The organism is Sphingomonas sp. RB1R13, from assembly GCF_036663775.1.
GTDB lineage: Bacteria > Pseudomonadota > Alphaproteobacteria > Sphingomonadales > Sphingomonadaceae > Sphingomicrobium.
This window is the reverse complement of record NZ_JAXOJM010000081.1, coordinates 1-1134: the sequence shown is the minus strand read 5'-3', so window position 1 is coordinate 1134 and position 1134 is coordinate 1. Positions and strand designations below refer to the sequence as shown.

Below are 1134 nucleotides of genomic sequence, written 5' to 3'. Positions count from 1 at the left end.
TCAGGCCGTGACCGCGCACTTCCTCGAACAGATGGTCGAAGTTCGGGATCATCTGCTCCAGCGTCGAGCGCAGGCGCTTACCCATCGCCTCGACATGCTCAAGGAAACCGTCTTCCTGCATCACGTCGAGCACCGCTTCCCCGGCCGCCATGGCGAGCGGGTTGCCGCCATAGGTCGAGCCGTGCGTGCCGGCCACCATGCCCTTGGCCGCTTCCTCGGTCGCCAGGCACGCGCCCAGCGGGAAGCCGCCGCCAATACCCTTGGCCGACGCCATGATGTCGGGCTTCACGCCGTACAGCTCATGCGCGAAGAACTTGCCGGTGCGGCCGTAACCGCACTGCACCTCGTCCAGCACCAAGAGCAGGCCATGCTCGTCGCACGCCTTGCGCAGCCCCTGCAGGAATTCCATGCTCGCGGGGCGCAGGCCACCTTCGCCCTGGATCGGCTCGACCAGGAAACCGGCCGTGTTCTCGTCGATCAGCGCCAGCGCGGCTTCCAGATCGTCGAACGGCGCATAGGCGAAGCCCGGCAGCAGCGGCTCGAACCCGTCGCGCATCTTGGGCTGGTTGGTTGCCGAGATCGCGCCCAGCGTCCGGCCATGGAACGCGTTGTTGAACGTGATGAGCGTATGGCGCTGCGGATTGCCATTGGCGAAGTGATAGCGGCGCGCGGTCTTGATCGCGCACTCGACGGCCTCGGCACCCGAATTGGTGAAGAACACCGTGTCGGCGAAGGTCGAATCGACCAGCCGCTGCGCGAAATGCTCACCCTGCGGGCTGCCGTACAGGTTCGACACATGCATCAGCGTCGCGGCCTGGTTGGCGATCGCCTCGACCAGTTTCGGATGGCCATGGCCCAGCGCGTTCACCGCGATCCCGGCGGCGAAGTCCAGATACTGCTCGCCGTCCTCGCCGTACAGATAGACGCCCTCACCTCGAACCGGACGCACCCCGCACCGTGGGTAAACGGGCATCAGGGCGGTGATGGTCACGGGGTGTCTCCTTCAAACAGCAAAGGGCGGCATCAAGGGCCGCCCTTCACCGCTGTAGCGGATCGCAAAAAGCGAGACAACACCTGCCCGATCAGGCATCGATCACCTCTTCGTCCAGTCGCGCCGCATTTTCCTGAATGAAC

The 1134-nt window shown here is 65.0% G+C and carries 1 protein-coding gene; it reads right to left on the bottom strand.

All coding sequences use genetic code 11. The annotated features are described in order from the left end of the window. Positions 1 to 991, bottom strand: a 991-nt coding sequence (locus U1700_RS15060) for an aspartate aminotransferase family protein (protein ID WP_332753488.1), incomplete at its 3' end; no start/stop codon positions are given. Positions 992 to 1134 lie beyond the last annotated feature (143 nt).